This is a genomic window from Oceanibaculum nanhaiense, from assembly GCF_002148795.1.
In the GTDB taxonomy this organism is placed as follows: Bacteria; Pseudomonadota; Alphaproteobacteria; order Oceanibaculales; family Oceanibaculaceae; genus Oceanibaculum; species Oceanibaculum nanhaiense.
In genome coordinates, this window is record NZ_MPOB01000005.1 from 182,288 (window position 1) to 200,082 (window position 17,795).

At 65.1% G+C, this 17,795-nt stretch carries 16 protein-coding genes; 5 read left to right on the plus strand and 11 right to left on the minus strand.

All coding sequences use genetic code 11. The features are described 5' to 3' along the window. Nucleotides 1-33 precede the first annotated feature (33 nt). From mtgA to BKM74_RS10605, 9 genes are all read right to left on the minus strand, one after another. Nucleotides 34-702, minus strand: a complete 669-nt coding sequence (gene mtgA / locus BKM74_RS10565; RefSeq protein WP_086465680.1) for a monofunctional biosynthetic peptidoglycan transglycosylase — start codon at nt 700-702, stop codon at nt 34-36. A gap of 1 nt (nt 703) precedes the next feature. Next, nucleotides 704-1,768, minus strand: coding sequence for a dienelactone hydrolase family protein (locus BKM74_RS10570; protein WP_086465681.1), 1,065 nt, complete (start codon nt 1,766-1,768; stop codon nt 704-706). Nucleotides 1,769-1,840: 72 nt separating this feature from the next. Further along, nucleotides 1,841-2,113 carry a DUF1289 domain-containing protein gene (locus tag BKM74_RS10575; protein ID WP_086465682.1) on the minus strand — a complete coding sequence of 91 codons (273 nt, stop codon included), beginning with the start codon at nt 2,111-2,113 and terminating at the stop codon, nt 1,841-1,843. A 1-nt stretch (nt 2,114) separates the two neighbouring features. Beyond that, on the minus strand, nt 2,115-3,017 hold the full coding sequence (gene folD, locus BKM74_RS10580) for a bifunctional methylenetetrahydrofolate dehydrogenase/methenyltetrahydrofolate cyclohydrolase FolD (RefSeq protein ID WP_086465683.1): 903 nt from the start codon (nt 3,015-3,017) through the stop codon (nt 2,115-2,117). Further along, complete coding sequence (locus BKM74_RS10585; protein ID WP_086465684.1) at nt 3,014-3,340, minus strand: DUF167 domain-containing protein; 327 nt, start codon at nt 3,338-3,340, stop codon at nt 3,014-3,016. Before BKM74_RS10585 ends, folD begins: the two co-directional genes overlap by 4 nt. Before the next feature lie 24 nt (nt 3,341-3,364). Continuing rightward, nucleotides 3,365-3,643 (minus strand): YggT family protein, encoded by a 279-nt coding sequence (locus tag BKM74_RS10590; protein ID WP_086465685.1) that lies wholly within the window; start codon nt 3,641-3,643, stop codon nt 3,365-3,367. Nucleotides 3,644-3,733: 90 nt separating this feature from the next. Continuing rightward, nucleotides 3,734-7,237 (minus strand): methionine synthase, encoded by a 3,504-nt coding sequence (gene metH / locus BKM74_RS10595; protein ID WP_086465686.1) that lies wholly within the window; start codon nt 7,235-7,237, stop codon nt 3,734-3,736. A gap of 21 nt (nt 7,238-7,258) precedes the next feature. Further along, entirely contained in the window at nt 7,259-8,140 is an 882-nt protein-coding gene (gene metF, locus BKM74_RS10600) for a methylenetetrahydrofolate reductase [NAD(P)H] (RefSeq protein ID WP_086465687.1), read from the minus strand. After that, complete coding sequence (locus BKM74_RS10605; protein WP_086465688.1) at nt 8,137-9,183, minus strand: ArsR/SmtB family transcription factor; 1,047 nt, start codon at nt 9,181-9,183, stop codon at nt 8,137-8,139. The genes metF and BKM74_RS10605 overlap by 4 nt, the downstream gene beginning before the upstream one ends. Before the next feature lie 447 nt (nt 9,184-9,630). On the opposite strand from BKM74_RS10605, the gene BKM74_RS10610 reads away from it, so the two are divergent. After that, complete coding sequence (locus BKM74_RS10610) at nt 9,631-10,425, plus strand: MlaA family lipoprotein (RefSeq protein WP_245825906.1); 795 nt, start codon at nt 9,631-9,633, stop codon at nt 10,423-10,425. Between the two features lie 47 nt (nt 10,426-10,472). Beyond that, nucleotides 10,473-11,084 (plus strand): MlaC/ttg2D family ABC transporter substrate-binding protein, encoded by a 612-nt coding sequence (locus BKM74_RS10615; protein ID WP_086465689.1) that lies wholly within the window; start codon nt 10,473-10,475, stop codon nt 11,082-11,084. Between the two features lie 11 nt (nt 11,085-11,095). Here BKM74_RS10615 and BKM74_RS10620 read toward each other — a convergent pair whose 3' ends face one another. Then, nucleotides 11,096-12,781, minus strand: coding sequence for a tetratricopeptide repeat protein (locus BKM74_RS10620; protein ID WP_086465690.1), 1,686 nt, complete (start codon nt 12,779-12,781; stop codon nt 11,096-11,098). Nucleotides 12,782-12,951: 170 nt separating this feature from the next. Then, nucleotides 12,952-13,914 (minus strand): hypothetical protein, encoded by a 963-nt coding sequence (locus BKM74_RS10625; protein WP_086465691.1) that lies wholly within the window; start codon nt 13,912-13,914, stop codon nt 12,952-12,954. Nucleotides 13,915-14,242: 328 nt separating this feature from the next. On the opposite strand from BKM74_RS10625, the gene BKM74_RS10630 reads away from it, so the two are divergent. The 3 genes from BKM74_RS10630 (at nt 14,243) to BKM74_RS10640 (ending at nt 17,727) form a co-directional block, all read left to right on the plus strand. Continuing rightward, nucleotides 14,243-14,746 carry a thioesterase family protein gene (locus BKM74_RS10630; RefSeq protein ID WP_086465692.1) on the plus strand — a complete coding sequence of 168 codons (504 nt, stop codon included), beginning with the start codon at nt 14,243-14,245 and terminating at the stop codon, nt 14,744-14,746. 139 nt (nt 14,747-14,885) lie between these two features. Continuing rightward, nucleotides 14,886-15,932 (plus strand): GGDEF domain-containing protein, encoded by a 1,047-nt coding sequence (locus BKM74_RS10635; protein WP_086465693.1) that lies wholly within the window; start codon nt 14,886-14,888, stop codon nt 15,930-15,932. Between the two features lie 79 nt (nt 15,933-16,011). Then, nucleotides 16,012-17,727, plus strand: a complete 1,716-nt coding sequence (locus BKM74_RS10640; RefSeq protein ID WP_245825907.1) for a chloride channel protein — start codon at nt 16,012-16,014, stop codon at nt 17,725-17,727. Nucleotides 17,728-17,795 lie beyond the last annotated feature (68 nt).

The following is a 17,795-nucleotide window of genomic DNA, read 5'->3' on the forward strand; positions in this document are numbered from 1 at the left end:
TAGAGGGGAATGCGGCAAGCGAAAGGCGGGGCTTCACCAGATACAGTCCAGCAACGGTCCAAGCTGCCCGATCCGCCGGGTTATGGTCGCGGCGCGGCCGGTGAGATAGCCATCGGGTTTGCCGGCGGCCCATTCGCGCGGATTGGGCAGGGAGACGGCCAGCAGGGCCGCCTCGCGCGGCGTCAGCGCCTTGGCGCTCTTGCCGAAATGATGCCGCGCTGCTGCTTCCGCACCATAGAGTCCCGGCCCCCATTCGGCAATGTTCAGGTAAAGCTCCATGATGCGCCGCTTGGAGAGCAGGAATTCGACATGCAGCGTCAGATAGGCCTCCAGCCCTTTGCGGATGTAGCTGCGGCCGGGCCACAGGAACAGGTTCTTGGCGAGCTGCATGCTGATGGTGCTGGCGCCGCGCGTGCGCTCGCCGGCGCGGGCGTCGGCCAGCACCTCGCCCAGCGCATTCAGGTCGAAGCCGTAATGGCTGCAGAACAGATTATCTTCGGCGGCGATCACGGCGCGCGGCAGATGGGGGGATATCTCATCCAGCGGCTGCCAGTCCTTGCGCAGGCTTTCGCCCTCGCCAAGCCGGATCAGCATCAGCGGCGTTCCCGGCGGCGGCAGCACGCCATAGGCCAGTACCAGCGCCGCCGGCAGCAACAGGATGACAGCCAGCGCAACAAGCAGGATACGGCGCAGACGCCGCACCTCAGCCGGCTTCCGCTGTCAGCGGGAAGCCGAAGAGCCGGGCGAGGAAGCGGCCCAGTACGGCATTGGAAAGCCGTCTTATATCCGGGTCGCCGCCGATCATATAGCCATCGTCGGTGACGCAGGCGGCAAGGATCAACCGCCTGGTGATCGGGCCCAGCATCGGCATCAGGGTGCGCTGGTCGCGCACCAGCCCGCTCTCCGACACCTCGAAACGGCAGTCGGCAAGGTTGCGGGAAATCCGGCGCGGGCCGCGCCAGCTGCCATCCCACAGATGATAGGCCTCGTCATAGACGGCGAGATCGGCCCTGGAGCCGCCGGCGCGGATATCTTCCAGCACTTCCTGGCAGCGCGCCGGGTCGATCAGCGCATCCTGGCCGCCATAGAGCATCAGATAGGGTGCGCCGGTGGTGCGCTTGTCGGCGAAGCGCGCGACGCAGGGGCCGTAGAAGGCGACATGGCCGGCGAAGCGCAGACCCTCTGGAGCCAATGATTTGGCGATCTGCTCATGCAGTGCGTAGGTCGAGGCCATGCCGCCATAGGAAAAGCCGATCAGGGCAATGCGATCCTTATCGATATCGCCGCGTCCGGCGAGGTAGTGCAGGCCGGCATAGACATCCGAGACCAGCATGGTCTCGGTGATGTTCAGCAGCCGTTCGGTAAAGCCGCCGGCAAGATCGCGCCGGGCCGCGAAGGCATCCACCACCAGGGCGGCGATGCCCATGGCGGCGAACTGCCTGCCATAGGTCAGCTCGCGCCCGTAGCGCACGCCGCCGGCGCCATGGATCAGCACCACCGCCGGCACCCTGTCGCGGGAAGAGGCGCGTTCCGGCAGGAAAAGCTGGCCGGACGCCAGCGTCACCGGATTGCGCGCCGCCCCCTGGCCGATGTCGCGCGGGGTGAACGGGCTGCGGCTTTCGAACTGCACCGGCTGGCCGTCGATGGCGGAGATCGCCGCACCTTCCGGCCAGTCACCGGTGGCGAGCCGGGCGGTCGCAGGGTGCGGTAGCAGGAGGGCAGCCGGCAGCAGGAAGGCGGCCAGCAGAATCCAAAGGAAGTGTCGCATGGCGGCATCCTTTCCTGTCGGAACGTCAGAAGAGAAGATAAGTCGAAGCTAGCCTACCGGCAAATCGTGGCATCAGTTCGGCGTGGCACCGGGGCCGAAGAAGCGCCGCCAGAGCAGATTCAGCCGGGCGGACAGGCGCTTTTCCTGCGCTTCCTGGAGCAGCCGGCGGTTGACACTGTCTTTCTCTTCGTCGCTGTAGGTGATCCAACGGCCGATCTCTTCCGCCGTACGGCCGCAGCCGGCGCAGCGCCCGTCATTGTCCAGCCGGCATACCGCCTGGCACGGGCTGAGCGTCAGCAGGCGGTCAGCGGCGAGTTCCGCAGCGAGATCGGCGGGGTCGTGCATCTTATTCCGGGAGGGCGAGGCCGCGCCGGAGACAGGCCGCCTCCAGCGTGTTGTTCAGCAGGCAGGCGATGGTCATCGGACCGACGCCGCCCGGCACCGGCGTGATGGCACCGGCCACGCGGGAGACATCGTCGAAATCGACATCGCCGACGAGGCGGGTCTTGCCGTCTTCCTTCGGGATACGGTTGATGCCGACATCGATAACAGTCGCGCCCGGCTTCACCCAGTCCGCTTTCACCATCTGCGGCCGGCCGACGGCGGCTACCAGAATATCGGCGTTGCGGCACACGGCGGGCAGGTCGCGGGTGCGCGAATGGGCGATGGTGACGGTGCAGCTCTCGCGCAGCAGCAATTGCGCCATCGGTTTGCCGACGATGTTGGAGCGGCCGACCACGACGGCGTTCAGCCCGGACAGGTCGCCGACATAATGCTTCAGCAGCATCAGACAGCCCAGCGGCGTGCAGGGGACCATGCCGGGCAGGCCGGTCGCCAGCCGCCCGGCATTCACGACATGGAAGCCGTCCACATCCTTGTCCGGGTCGATGGCGGCCAGTACCGCATCGGTGTCGATCTGGTCCGGCAGCGGCAGCTGCACCAGGATGCCGTCCACCGCCGGGTCTTCGTTCAGCCGCTGCACCAGCGCCAGCAATTCCTCCTGCCCGGTGGTGTCGGGCAACCGGTGCTCGAAGGAATGCATGCCGGCCTCAAGGGTCAGCTTGCCCTTGTTACGGACATAGACCTCGCTGGCCGGATCGTGGCCGACCAGCACCACGGCCAGGCCGGGCACCAGATTGTCGCGCTGTTTCAGGATGGCGGCCTTGCGGGCGACCTCGGCGCGCAGGGTGGCGGCGAAGGCCTTGCCGTCGATCAGGGTGGCCCCCGGGGTGTTGGTGCTGTCGGTCATGCTGTCATCTCCAGCCAGTCGGTCAGGCGCCGCATCAATAGACCGGAATCGCCTGCGATTTCGACCGTTTTCCGACGGTCGGTCATGCCCAGCACGATGGTCAGGTCGGATTTCGGCAGCTTCCAGCTTTTCGCCAGCAGCCGGATCAGCGCGGCATTGGCCTTGCCATCCTCCGGCGGGGCGGTGACGCCGATCTTCAGGCTGACGCCGCCGGCATCGTCCGCGATCAGTCCCTGGATGCGGTCAGCGGCCGCCTTTGGCGTCAGCCGAATACGGACACGCAGGCCGTCCGGTACGGTGGTGAAGGGCGACGGCAGGCTCAGGCCAGGTACTCCCCCAAGGGCTCCCTAGGCCAGATACTCGAACATCAGGTTCTTCAGGAACACCAGCAGCAGGATCAGGATGATCGGCGAGATATCGAGGCCGCCCAGATTGGGCAGCACCTGCCGGATCGGCCGCAGTGCCGGCTCGGTGATGCGATACAGGAATTCGCCGATCGTATAGACGACGCGGTTGGTGGTGTTCACCACGTTGAAGGCGACCAGCCAACTGAGAATTGCGGAGATGATCAGCGCCCAGATATAGAGCGAGATAACCGTATCGACCAAAGCCAGAAAGGAATACATCGGATCACGCCATGCGTCGGGGGAAGCCCTTGGAAAGGTAGGGGGTTGGCGGCCGCTGCGCAAGGGCAAGCGGCCGCATCTCTTCTTGGATCACACGTTGAAGTATTTTGCCTTCGGGTGATGCAGGACGATGGCGGAGGTCGATTGCTCCGGATCGAGCTGGTCCTGGTCGGTCAGCGAGACGCCGATGCGCTCCGCCCCCAGCAGGTCCAGCAGCGGGCGCTGGTCGGCCAGGTTCGGGCAGGCCGGGTAGCCGAAGGAATAGCGGCTGCCGCGATATTCCTGCTTCAGCAGCCCCTGCATGTCCGCCGCCTCCTCGGACGCGAATCCGAGTTCGGCGCGGATGCGCTTATGGACATATTCCGCCATCGCCTCGGCCATCTCCACCGATAGGCCGTGCAGGTAGAGATAATCCTGGTAACGGTTGCTCTCGAACCAGTCGCGGGCGATGTCGGAGGCCTTGGAGCCCATGGTGACGACCTGCAGGCCGATCACGTCGCGTTCGGCATCGTCGATGTCGCGGAAATAGTCGCTGAGGCACTTGCCGTCCGGCCCGGCCTGGCGCGGCAGCTTGAAGCGGCACACCTCGGTGCCGCCATTCTCGCCGAACAGCACCACGTCATTGCCCTCGGCTGCCGCCTGCCAGTAGCCATAGACCGCCTGCGGCACCAGGATATCCTCCTGCTCGCAGGTCTCCAGCACGCGTTTCAGGATCGGCTTCAGCTCCTGCTCGGCATATTTGCGGTATTGCGCCCGGGTGCGGCCGCTTTTGCGGAAGCCCCACTGAAACTGGTACAGCGTCATCTCGTTCAGATAGGACAGCACCGTGCGTACCGGCACGCGGGCGATGACACGGGAGCCCCAGAACGGCGGTTCCGGCACCTTCACGCCCTCCGCCAGCTTACGGCGGCGGGCCTGCGCCGCCACCGGGTCCAGCGCATCGTCATTGGCCGCCTTCGATGTCTTGCCCGGCGCCCGCGAACTGGTGGCGCGGCTGTTGCGCTTCTCGCGCTCCTCCAGCAGGAAGGCGTCGAAACCGCCATCGATGACCTTGTTCATCAGATTCAGCCCGTCGAACGCATCGCGGGCATAGGCGACCTGGCCGCTGCCATAGGATTGCGCGCAGTCGGTCTCGACGTAATTGCGGGTCAGTGCGGCGCCGCCCAGCATCACCGGCGTCTTCATGCCCTGGCGGGTCATCTCCTCCAGGTTTTCGCGCATGATGACGGTGGATTTCACCAGCAGGCCGGACATGCCGATGGCGTCGGCTTTATGCTCCTCGGCGGCCTGGATGATCGTCGCGATGGGCTGCTTGATGCCCAGATTGACGACCTTGTAGCCATTGTTGGTCAGGATGATATCGACCAGATTCTTGCCGATATCGTGCACGTCGCCCTTCACCGTCGCCAGCACGATGGTGCCCTTCTCCTGGCCCTCGATGCGCTCCATATGCGGTTCCAGATAGGCCACGGCGCTCTTCATCGTCTCGGCCGATTGCAGCACGAAGGGCAGCTGCATCTTGCCGGCGCCGAACAGCTCGCCCACCACCTTCATGCCGTCCAGCAGATAGGTGTTGATGATGTCGAGCGGCGGATGCGTCTTCATCGCCTCGGCGAGGTCGTCATCTAGCCCCTTGCGGTCGCCATCGACGATGCGTTCCTTCAGCCGTTCCTCGACCGTCTCGGCGCGCTTCTTCTCCACCTTGGCGGCCGATTGCCTGCCCTCGAACAGCGCCATGAAGGCGTGCAGCGGGTCGTAGCCCTCGGCGCGGCGGTCGAAGATCAGATCCTCGGCGATCTTCACCTCATTCTCGGGGATCTGGTGCAGCGGCATGATCTTCGAGAAATGCACGATGGCGCCGGTCATGCCGCGCTTCACCGCATGGTCGAGGAACACCGAATTCAGCACATGACGCGCCGGCGGGTTCAGCCCGAAGGAGATGTTGGAGAGGCCCAGGACGATCTGGCATTCCGGCAACTCCTGGGCGATCCGCTCGATGGCTTCCAGCGTCCACAGCCCCAGCTTGCGGTCGTCCTCATTGCCGGTGCAGATGGTGAAGGTCAGCGGATCGAACATCAGGTCGGAGGCCGGCAACCCGTGCTGCACGCAGGCGAAGTCGTGCAGCCGCTTGGCCAGTTCCACCTTGCGTTCGACGGTCTTGGCCATGCCCTCCTCGTCGATGGTCAGCGCGATCACCGCCGCGCCGAACCGCCGGGCGAGATCAAGGCGTTTTTCCGCCGGCTCCTCGCCATCCTCGAAATTGATCGAGTTCAGGATTGCCTTGCCGCCATAGAGCTTCAATGCTGCTTCCAGCACGATCAGCTCGGTCGAATCGATGACCAGCGGCGAATCGACGGAGCCGCGCATGCGGCTGACCACCTCGGTCATGTCGGCGACCTCGTCACGGCCGACGAAGGCGGTGCAGACATCGAGCGCATGGCTGCCCTCGCGCACCTGCTCGCGGCCCATCTCGATGCAGCCGTCCCAGTCGCGATTTTCCTGCAATTCGCGGAATTTCTTCGAGCCGTTGGCGTTGCAACGCTCGCCGATGGCGAAGAAGGCGTTCTCCTGGCGCAGCGCCACCGGGCCGTAAAGCGAGGCAACCGATGGCGTCCAGACCGGATTGCGCCGGGTCGGGCGGGGCCGGTGGTGACCGTCGCCTTCCTCGGCGGCAAGCTTGCGCAGCATGGCGTCCAGCGCCTGGATATGCTCGATCTGCGTGCCGCAGCAGCCGCCGATGAAGCTGATTCCATCCTGGCGCAGGAAGCGTTCCAGCCAGGTCGCCAGTTCCGGTGCCGCCAGCGGATAGACGGTCTGGCCATCGACCAGTTCCGGCAGGCCGGCATTGGGCTGGATCGAGATGCGGCCCTGCCAGTTTTCGGAAAGCCAGTGCACATGCTCGGCCATTTCCTGCGGCCCGGTGGCGCAGTTCAGGCCGATCACCGGCACATCCAGTGCATTGATGATGGTGGCGGCCGCAGCGATGTCGGTGCCGACCAGCATGGTGCCGGTGGTTTCCACCGTCACCTGCACCATGATCGGAATGTCGGTTTTGGCGTTGCGGTTGGCGCGCTTGGCGCCGTTCACGGCGGCCTTCACCTGCAGCGGATCCTGGCAGGTCTCGATCAGGAAGGCGTCGATGCCGCCGGCGATCAGCCCGTCGGATTGCAGGGCGAAGGCGTCTTCCAGCGGCTGATAGGCGATATGGCCGAGCGAGGGCAGCTTGGTGCCGGGACCGATGGAGCCCAGCACGAAACGGTCGCGCCCGTCGCCCTTGAAGCGGTCGATGGCCTCGCGCGCCAGGATGCCGGACATGCGGTTCAGCTCGAACGCCTCGTCCTGCAGGTCGAATTCCGCCAGGGTGATCGGCGATCCGCCGAAGCTGTTGGTCTGCACCGCGTCGGAGCCGGCCTCGAGATATCCCGCATGGATGTCGCGCACCAGGTCAGTGCGGCTCTTGTTCAGGATTTCCGTGCAGTTCTCGCAGCCGAGATAATCCTTGTCGACATCCAGATCGGCTGCCTGCACGCGGGTGCCCATGGCGCCGTCGCCCAGCAGAACCCGTTCTTCCAGTGCCTTCAGAAACCGTGACATTCCGCTATCCTCTTTTGTCGTTCAGGCCGTCAGCGCCGGTGCTGCGGCCCGTGCCCCCAGCCCCAGGACGCGGCAGATCGCCAGCGTCAGCTCGGCCCGGTTCAGCGTATAGAAATGGAAATCCTCGACGCCATTCTCCTGCAGCTTCTCGCACAGTTTCACCGCCACCGTGGCGGCAACGAGATGGCGCGTATCCGGCTCGTCATCCAGCCCCTCGAACAGCCCGCCCATCCAGGCCGGCACGGCAGCACCGCAGGCCTTCGCGAATTTGCAGACCTGGCCGAAATTGGTGACCGGCAGGATGCCCGGCACGATCGGGACGGTGATGCCGGCCTTGCGGGCGTTTTCCAGGAAGCGGCAATAGGTGTCGGCCTCGAAGAAGAACTGCGTGATCGCGCGCGTCGCGCCGGCATCGATCTTGCGCTTCAGATTGTCGAGATCGGCCTGCAGGCTGGGGGATTCCGGGTGGCGTTCGGGATAGGCGGCGACGCTGATCTCGAAATCGGCGATGTCTTTCAGCCCGGCCACCAGATCGGCGGCATAGGCATAGCCATCGGGACGCGGCACATATTTGCCGAGGCTGCCCGGCGTGTCGCCCGGCGCGTCGCCGCGCAGCGCCACGATGTGGCGCACGCCGATGTCCCAGTAGGAGCGGGCGACCGCATCCACCTCATCTCGGCTGGCATTCACGCAAGTGAGGTGCGAGGCCGGCACCAGGTCGGTCTCCGCCAGCAGTCGTGCTACGGTGGTGTGAGTGCGCTCGCGGGTGGTGCCGCCGGCGCCATAGGTGACGGAGACGAAGTCCGGCCGCAGCAGGGCAAGGCGCTGGATCGCCCGCCACAGCGATTCTTCCATCGCCTCGCTCTTCGGCGGGAAGAATTCGAACGAGAGATTGCCAGTCATGCCTGGTTTCCTTCGGCCTGGTTTCCTTCGGCCAGGCTTCCATCAATGCTGTGCAGCGCCGGCAGTTTCTGCGCCAGCCAGAAGCTGACGGTCAGGGGCGTGCCGGCCAGGCTCTCCACGGTGCTGACCGTCAGCCCCGCGGCGGCGCACCAGCCGGTGACCTCTTCGGTGGCGAAACCGGGCCAGCGATGGGCGTGGTCCTTCAATAAATTCAATTCCTTGTGCGGGGCGAAATCGACGACCAGCAGGCGGCCGCCGGGGCGCAGCACCCGCGCTGCCTCGGCCAGCACCTCGGCCGGCCGTTCGGCATAGTGCAGCACCATGTGCAGGATCGCGGCATCGACCGACGCGCCGTTCAGCGGCAGCTGGTACATGTCCGCCTGGCGAACCGCGCAGTTCGACAGGCCGTGTTTTTCCAGATTGACGCGGGCGACCGACAGCATCTCGCGCGATTGGTCGATACCCAGCGCATGGCCGACGCACGGACCATACAGATCCAGGATGCGGCCGGTGCCGGTGCCGATGTCGAGCAACTCGCCGATACCCTGCGGCGGCAGCAGGGAGAGCAGCTTGCGCTCCACCTCGCGCGGGTCGGCGTGCAGCGCGCGCAGCCGGTGCCATTCGGCGGCATTGCTGCGGAAATAGGCGGCTGCCGCTTCGGCGCGGCCGCGCTTGATCGCCTCCAGCCGCTCGGCATCCAGCGCGAACAGCGCATCTTCCGGCGGCACGAGATCGACGAGGGTGCCCCCGAGCACGGCGCCCGGTCCGGTCTGGGCGAGCCGATAATAGGCCCAGGTGCCTTCACGCACCCGCACCAGCAACCCGGCCTCGCACAGCAGCTTCAGATGGCGCGACACGCGCGGCTGGCTCTGCCCGACAATCTGCATGAGATCGCTGACGGTCAGTTCCGCCCGCGCGCACAGCGCCAGCAGGCGCAGGCGGGTCGGCTCAGCGGCGGCGCGCAGGCCTTCCAGCAGAAACTCCGCCGACAGGCCGGCGCCGATCTCAAGGTCGATGTCGGGGCGAAGACGGGGCTGCGCCATGGGTGATCCAGTTCACATGAAGAATATAGACATAAAGATATATTTATATTTTAGCGTCAACTGGATTCTGCGCCCCAGCCTGGCATTCGGTCGGCTATCCGGCCTGGATTACGCTCCAGCTTTCGCTGTTGCTCACGAAAGCGGCAAAGCGTACAAGGGTATGCTGCCAAAGCGCTATTTCTGCAACACCTGTGACGAAATCACATCCGTTGTTCTCTGGCCGCCGTTGGAGACGGGGGCTGTCTGTGCTACCTGCTTTCCTGTATGCGAATCGACACAATTCGTTACAAAAGGTAGTTTGAGGCAGCCGCCCGGGGCTGATAAAAGTCCTTAATAGACAAATGACAGCGCCGGCAGGATTGCCGACGCTGTCTTTGCGAGCAGCATCATAAAGGTGCTAGATAGCGGTAAGAATGGCCGCTCGTGTTGGAGATGGGACAGTTAAGCATGGCGCTTGCGATGTGGCGTTTCTCGGCAGGTAGGGCGGCGACGCTGGCCGGTCTTTTCGCCGTTGGGCTGTTGGCAGGCTGCGCCAATATGGGCGATGAAGGGCGTGCCGAGGCGAACGATCCGCTGGAACTTCCCAACCGGTTCGTCTTCGCGTTGAACGAGACAGTCGATACCTTCGTGCTGCGGCCGGCGGCGGTGACCTATCGCGACTGGATGCCGGAACCGGGCAAGGACATGGTCCGCAACCTGCTGGACTATCTCTCCAGCCCGGTGACCCTTGCCAACGATGTTTTCCAGGGCGAGTGGGAGCGCGCGGGCGTGACCAGCAAACGCTTCTTCCTGAACAGCTTCTCCGCTGGTCTCTATGACGTTGCGGCGCTTGAGGGCTATGAGAAGCACAAGGAGGATTTCGGCCAGACCCTTGCGGTCCACGGCGTGCCGGAAGGCCCTTATCTGGTGCTGCCGCTGCTCGGTCCGTCCAATCCGCGCGACGCGGTGGGCTTTGCCGTCGATATGGTGCTGGACCCGCTGAACTGGTATGCTTGGAATACGGATCGCGAGTGGATTGGCTATTCCCGCGCCGGTGCCAATGCGGTCGATGCCCGGTCGCGCAGCATCGAGGCGCTGGACGATGTGAAGGCCAATAATTTCGATTATTACGCGGCAATCCGAAGCCTGTACCGGCAGCGGCGTGATGTCGCGATCCGTAATAACCGTGCAGCCGAGGCAGATGCCGCCGGATCGCCGTTCCGTGATTACGTGCCGGGCGGCAAGGATGTCGGCACAAAATAGTCTCTGTGTCGTTATCACTAAGACAATGAGACAACAGGGTTGAACGGATGTCTGCGCTTTCTTTCAGGACGATGGTTCTGGCTGTCATCATGACCATCGGCATGTCAGCCGGTGTGGCTCTTGCCGACGGCGTCGATGCCGCCAAGGGATTCATTCAGAAACTGGGCGACAAGGCCGTCAGTACCATCGCCGCGACCCAGCAGGATGAGGATGAGCGGCTGCGGCAGTTCCGTAGCCTGCTGAACGAGAATTTCGATGTGCCGGGTATAGGCCGCTTCGTGCTGGGGCGCTACTGGCGCATCGCCACGCCCGATCAGCGTAACGAATATCTGAAGCTGTTCGAGGAAAGCATCATCCGCACCTACGCCAGGCGGTTCTCCGACTATTCCGGCGAAACGGTGGCTGTTGAAAAGGGGCGGCGGGACGGTGACGATTTCATCCTGGTCGATAGCCTGATCGAGCGCCCGACCGGCGGACCGGTTGCGGTCACCTGGCGCCTGCTGGACCAGGGAGAGAATTTCAAGATCGTCGATGTGGTGGTCGAGGGGGTGAGCATGAGCGTCACCCAGCGCTCCGACTTCTCCTCGGTGATCCAGTCGGGCGGCGGGAACATTGAAGCGCTTTTGAAAGTGATGCGCGAACGGCTGGGAAAAGCCTGATTATCGCCTGATTACCGGATGCGCGCCGCGTAGCTGTTCGCCCGGCGCTGCCAGTTCGGCACGCCAACCACGCGATAGACGCGGCCGGATGCGGCCAGCAGGGCCGCCGCCGTCATATTGTCGGACCCGACATTCATCATGCCCAGCATGAACAGGCAGTCGGCCTCGGCCAGCGCGTCGCCGATCTGCTGATAGAAGTTCCGCGCCTCGGTGTAGGCTTCCATCGCGGCGGCCGCCCGGCCAACCTTGGATTCCAGATCGCCGATGGCGCGCAGTGCTGCCCCCGCGCCGGCCCCGTCGCCCAGCTGCTCGTAAAAGCTGCGGGCATAGGCGAAGGTCACGCGGGCGCCATCGACATTCTCCATCAGGAACTCGGTCTGTCCCATCGCCAGCAGGGTCTGGGCCTGGTCCTTGGTGTCGCCGGCTGAGCTGTAGAAGCCGTAGGCATCCTTGAAAAGCTGCCGGGCCTGGCGCTGGTTGTTGCGCAGCCGATGGATATGGCCCTGGCCCTTCATGGCATCGCCGATCAGCCCCTTATCCTGCGCGTCATGGGCCAGTTTCACCGCGCGGTCGAAATGCTGCGAGGCTTCGTTCAGCCGCCCCAGCATGCGCTCCATCTCGCCCAGCCCGGTCAGCAACCGTGCCAGATCGCCCTTGTCCTTGGGGTCGGTCAGCATGCCTGACGCCGCCGCCCCGATCTGCCGTGCCTGCTCGAACCGGCCCGGCGCGCGGCGCAGATCGCCGCGTCCGGACAGCAGGGAACCGTCGCCGATCCGGCGTCCGGCGCGCTGCATCAGTTCGGCGCCGTTCAGCAGGGCGCTGCGCGCCTCGGTCTGCCGTTCCATCATCCGCAACAGCTCGTACATGACGATCCGGACGACCGCCTCGCCGACGAAATCGCCGCAGCGCCGATACAGGCTGATCGCGCGCTCATAGCGCACCTGGGCGTCGGGAAGGTCGCGCTTTTCGCGGGAGAGATCGGCCCGGCGGGTCAGCGCATGCGCCTCGCCCAGCTTGTCGCCGCTCTGCGCGAAGCTGATGCGCGCCTGATCGAAGCTGGCGGCGGCATCTTCCTGCTTCAGCTGTTTCACGGCCACTTCGCCAAGGCCGAGCAGCACATTGCCCTCGCCCATATAGTCGGCGGCCTGCTTGAAACTGGCCCGGGCCTCGATATAGCGCTGGCCCGCTTCGTCCAGTGCGTTGCCAAGATAGGCGATGTCGCCCAGCGCCTGCAGGATTGCGCCGCGTTCCTGCTGAAGCTTGCCCTCGGGCAGGCTGTCCAGCGCCTGCTGGTACTGGGTTTGCGCCTCGGCGAAATTCCCCCTGGCCATCGCCATTTCGGCGCGGCCGACCAGCGCCTGGGCGACGCCGAGCTCATCCTCGCTTTCCCTGAACTGGGCGAGCGCTTCATCGTAGAAGCTGCTGGCCTCGGATTCATGCTCCAGAAGTTTGGCCCCTTCGGCCTGCACCCAGCTGCGCCCGGCGGCGGATTGCAGGCCGGTGGTCAGCTTTCCGCCGCTCATCAGCGCGTCGATGCCGCCTTCGCGTTCCAGGCCGCGTGTCGTCACCACATCCACCAGGATGGCGCCACAGCAGATCAGGAAGGTCGCCCCGCCGACAATGTGCTGATAGGTCTCGGGCTTGCCGAGCGTCAGGAAATAGCTGCTGCCGGCCGCAGCAAGCGCACCGCCGAACATGAGCGAACGCCGGACGACCCTGTTCCGCTGTTTCTGGCGAATCGATCTTCGGGCTGGCGATCTCAAATCCGCATCCTTGGCGAAAGCCTTTGATCTTAGCGTTGAAGGGTATCACGCGGCGTCGAGGGGGTTTTCTACAACCTGCCGTCGAAAGGATAAAAGGAAAAATTTTATGTATTTTTCCGTCCCGGTTCGCTGGCCTGTCGCGGCTTGGTGAGCAGGCGGTAGATCGGCAGCAGCAATATGGGTAGCAGGTATATCGGCAATTGGCCGATGGCGAAATAGAGGAACAGGTCGGGATCGACGGCCGTGCCCAGCGCGGCGGTCAGCAGGGCCAGGTTCCGGTTGCCGGCAACCAGCCCGAGGGTCGTGCGCGGAACCGCGTCCAGCCGCCAGAAACCCAGCATTGTCAGCGCCTGCAAGCCCAGATTGACGGCGAAAACGGCGGCCACAAAGGTGGCGACGAAGGCCGGCTCGGCGATGGCGCGTGCGGCGATGCCGTCCATGGTGGCGATGGCGAAGACGATCATCAGCACCACCAGCCCGCCATCGAGATGATGCTTCAGCTCGGCGATGCGCGGCAGCCCGGCGCGCAGTCGGATCAGCATGGCCAGGCCGAAGGCGCCACCAATCAGCAAGATCAGGCGCAGCATCAGGTCGATGGCACCGACCGCGAGATCGATGCCCAGAAGGGCGAAGGCCAGCGGCGGCAGCACGACCGGGTAGATGAACATTGCCGCCACCACGACGATCAGCGCCAGGGCGCCGTCCAGCCCGGCGAACAGCGCCAGCGCCGGCGCGGTCAGCAGCGGCGGTGCTGCGGCGTAGAGCACCATCGCCATCTTCAGGCCCGGCGGCAGGTCGAGCGGGGCGACAAGCAGCGCCATGATCGCCGGGCAGACGATCATCACCCAACCCAGCGACAGGGTCAGCCGGGTCGGGCTGCGCATATGCGTCCCGACGGTCGGCCAGTCGATGCGCAGCATGGTGATGACCAGCATGCAGAACACGCTGGGCGTCAGCAGCGGCCGGACGAAGGCCGCGAGATCGGGCAGAGCCAGCCCGATGAAGATGCCGGAGGCGAGGATGAGCGGGGCGCGCCGGCCGAGCGACGCGAGGAGGCGGGTAATCATGATGGGGTGAGTGTAGGTTCACGCTAGGCAGGCCGGCAAGCGCGCCAAGAGCCTTTTATCCTTTCCCGGTATCGCTGCGTTGCCGAGCGCAGCGGTGTCCGGGCAGGCGCGACGCGAAGAGCGATGCGGGGCCATCGGTCGAGCGGCGCAACGAACCCGGCGCCCTGCGCACGGCAACCCGAAGGGCCGGTCGGGGAGATGCGCCCCGGCGGCGTCGAAGGGCTTGCCCGTAGCCCCGCTACGCGCTGCACCCTTCTCCTAGCCGGCTCACATACCCGTCCGGCGCAGACGCTTCCGGGAAAGGATGAAAGGCTCTAGCATGAGAGGCATGACTGATTCGACAATTGCCGGCGCTGCGCCCGGCACGGTTCATCACGGTACGGTGCTGCCGGAATGGATCGACAATAACGGCCATATGAACGTCGCCTATTATCTGATGGCGTTCGACAAGGCGCTTGACGATCTGACCGATGCCATCGGCCTCACCCGCGCGTACCGGGCGGCGCATCACAGTGGCATTTTCGTCGTGGAAACCCACCTCACTTATGGGCGCGAGTTGCTGGAAGGCGAGGGCTACCGCATCGAGACGCGGGTCCTTGGCATTGACGGCAAAAGGCTGCACCTGTTCGCCCGGATGTGCCGCGCCGGGGATGGGGCGCAGTCGGCAACCTGCGAGATGATGATCCTGCATATGGATATGCAGGCCCGCCGCAGCGCACCGTTTCCGGCGCCGATCCTGGCGCGGCTGATCGAGCTGGAGCAGGCGGCACCGGGCGAGGTCCCGCCGGAAGCCGGGCGGAAAATCGGACTGGGGGAGCGGCGAGCGCGCTAGAGCCAGATTCACGCTTTAAATGCATCATGTGGTTGCTCGCATTTAAAGCGATCGCACTCTAGCCACGCCCGCCGGAATGGATACAGTGTTCCGTGAAAAGCCGGTCCCATGACGGCGGATCGGGGGAGTCAGCGCAAATATGACGTCAACATTGAGTGTCCAGGAACATGCGGCCGCGGCCTTTGAGCTGATGCGCCATCATGGCGTTCCGCCATCGCCGGAAAATTTCACCGTCTGGTATCACTACCATCGGCGCACCTATGCCGAGCTGAACCGGGTGATCGACGCGCTGATCAAGGGCGACCAGAGTTTCGACGAAAACCGCAATGGCGATATCTATGTGCGGTTTTTCGGCAATGAGGTCGGTCGTGAGGTCACGCTGGGGGCGGCGGCCAGCACGGAGCGCATCCTGCAGCAGGTGCTGGAGCGTGTCGGCGCCGCTAGGAGCGACGTGGCCGACTATGCCGGCTTCCTGCGCGATACCTCGGATACGTTGCAGCATACGGAGGATGTCGGGAGCTTGGCGGCCACCCTGTCCGGCCTGATCGAGGAGACCGCGCGGATCCAGCAGCAGAACGAACAGCTGGAACGGCAGTTGCAGAAATCCTCGGAAGAGATCACCGTGCTGCGCCGCGATCTCGAGACGATCCAGCGCGATGCGGAAACCGATGCGCTGACCGACATCGCCAACCGCAAGCGCTTCGATGCGGCGCTGCGCGACCGGGCGCGGGAAGCCGCTGTCGATGACAAGCCGTTATGCCTGATTTTCGCCGATATCGACCGTTTCAAGCAGTTCAACGATCTGTACGGCCACCAGATGGGCGATCAGGTGCTGAAACTGGTCGCGCGCAGCCTGAAGGACAGCATTCGCGAAGGCGATCTTCCGGCCCGCTATGGCGGCGAGGAATTCGCGGTCATCCTGCCCGACGCCACCATCGATGTGGCGAGCGAGATCGGCGAGCGTATCCGCCGTACCATCGCCAGCCGCCGGATCGTGCGGCGCGACAGCAAGGTCGAACTGGGGGCGATAACGCTGAGCGCCGGCATTGCGCTTTACGAGCCGGGCGAGACGATGGCGTCGCTGATCGACCGGGCGGATGAGGCGCTCTATGTCGCCAAACGCTCAGGCCGCAACAAGGTGGTGACGGAAGAACAGCTGCGCGACCCGGACAAGAACGCCTTTTGACATGCTGAGGCTTCCTGCTTTCCGCTGGCGTCCCCGACTGATTGCTCTGCGGACGCGGCGTGTCCTGCGTCAGGATCATGTGCGCCTGTCCATCCTCTCGGTGGCGATCGGCGTTCTGGCGGCCTTTGGCGCCATTGTGTTCCGCGAGGCGATCGGTCTCTTCCAGTCGGGATTTCTCGGGTTCAGCGGCGAAAGCATCGCGACATTGCTGCGCGAGCAGCCCTGGTGGCGCACGCTGCTGGCGCCCACCCTGGGCGGCCTGCTGATCGGCCTGCTGATCCGCTATGCCATGCCTGGCGGCCGGGCCAGGGGCGTACCCGACGTGATCGAATCCAGCGCGCTGCGCGGCGGGCGCATCGATGTCGGCGGCGGTCTGCTCAGCGCTGTGCTCTGTGCGCTCTCCATCGGCAGTGGCGCGTCGGTTGGCCGGGAAGGGCCGGCGGTGCATCTGGGGGCGACCACGGCAAGCTGGCTGTCGCGCCGCTTCCGGCTTGGCCGGTCCAGCGTGCGCACGCTGCTGGGGTGCGGTGTTGCCTCTGCGGTGGCCGCCTCCTTCAATGCGCCGATGGCCGGTGCCTTCTTCGCGCTGGAGGTGGTGATCGGCCATTACGGGCTGCAGGCCTTCGCGCCCATCGTCATCGCCTCGGTCATTGGCGCCATCGTGACGCGCATTCATTACGGCGATTATCCCGCCTTCTTCATCCCCGGCACGGCCGAGGTGTCGGCGCTGGAATATCCGGCCTTCATCCTGCTGGGCCTGTGCGCGGCGGCAGTCGCCATCCTGTTCGTGCGGAGTGTCGATTGGGTGGAATGGGGGGTGAATCGGTTCCGCGTGCCGAAGCTGGCCGCCATCGTCGCGGCGGGCTTCTCGGTAGGGCTGATCGGCCTGATCCTGCCGGAGGTGATGGGCGTCGGCTACGAGGCGACCGAGCGCGCGATCCAGGCGCAATACGGGTTCTGGCTACTGGCGGCGCTGCTCGCGGCGAAGATGGCGGCGACGGCGCTGTCGCTGGGCGGCGGCTTTCCGGGCGGCGTGTTCAGCCCGTCGCTGTTTCTGGGCGCGATGCTGGGCGGTGCCTTCGGCATCGTCGCGGCGATGCCGTTCCCGCAGCATGCGGCGGGAACCGGTGCCTACACGTTGGTCGGCATGGCGGCGGTATCCGGCGCGGTGCTGGGCGCACCGATTTCCACCGTGCTGATGCTGTTCGAGATGACCGGCGATTATGAGATTACCATCGCGGCGATGGTCGCGGTTGCGGTCTCCAGCCTCGCCACGCGGTCCTTGCTGGGGCACAGCTACTTTACCTGGCAGCTTGCCAAGCGCGGCCTGTCGATCAAGGGCGGGCACGAGGTCGGCGTGCTGCAGGAGATCAAGGTCCGCCGGCTGCTGCGCCGCGATCATGAGGTGGTCGGCCCCGAGGACGACATCGTCGAGGTGCGCAATCATCTGCTGAAGGCGCCGCAGGCCGAGCTGTTCGTGGTGCAGGAGGGCCGGCTGATCGGCATCCTGACGCTGGCCGATCTCGGTGCGGCGGCGTTCGACGGCAAGCCCGGCAAGGCGCCGACGGCGGGCGAGGCGATGCGCGCCGACCCGCCCTTCCTGACGGCCGACGACACGCTGGAGGCGGCGGTGAAGCTGTTCTCCCAGGTCGAGGAAGGATTGCTGCCGGTGGTCGAGACACGGCATGGCCGGCGGCTGGTCGGCTGCCTGCACGAGCGAGATGTTATGCGCGCCTATAATCGTGCGCTGATCAAGCTGCGCGCCGAGGAGCATGGCGAGCGGGTCGAGAATTGACGCCAGGGACACCCATGTGGTCGCCTGCATGGGGCGTCTGCGCACGGAATCGCTTCTCATTCTTCCCG